Annotated in this window: 1 protein-coding gene; it reads right to left on the bottom strand. The window is 46.0% G+C overall.

What is annotated here, in order from left to right:
- Position 1: 1 nt before the first annotated feature.
- The coding region (locus tag R7R78_RS28945; RefSeq protein WP_225474949.1) for an HD domain-containing protein at positions 2-541 on the bottom strand (540 nt) is incomplete at its 5' end.

The following is a 541-nucleotide window of genomic DNA, read 5'->3' as shown; positions in this document are numbered from 1 at the left end:
GTTACTTATTTAAAGCGACTTTGACCGCTTCAATACGTCGTTTTTCTTGTTCATCACGAATAGCTGGACCTTTGAAGCCATCCTGAATGATGGCTTGCACATCTACTGATGCCGCTGCTTGATAGGCCAGCATGAAAATATCCGCTTGTGGATATGGTAGATCTTCTAAACCTTTGCGGCCTGCATGATCCGCTTGGCAGCAAATTAGAATGTCTTTTAGGCGCTCCGACTTGCGCCATACATCAAACTTGTTCAGGATTTTGATGATGGTTTGCGGCTTTAACTCAGCGGCGCGATGAATGTTGGAGTGTTGCTCGCAGACCATGAGCGCTAACTCTTTAAATTCATTCGGTACACGTACACGTTCGCACAGTTTTTTAATTAGCTTTAAACCGGTATGACAATGCATTTTATGGCTTGGCCATTCGCTCTCTGGTGTCACGCCTTTCCCTAAGTCATGCACCTGTGCGGCAAATCTAACAGGGAGTGATGTGCTCAGCTTTGCGGCTTGCTCTGCTACCATCAACGTATGGATACCAGT

The sequence above is a fragment of the Vibrio sp. 2134-1 genome (genome assembly GCF_033339495.1).
Note: the sequence above shows the minus strand (reverse complement) of the source record. Positions and strands in the feature narration are given on the sequence as shown.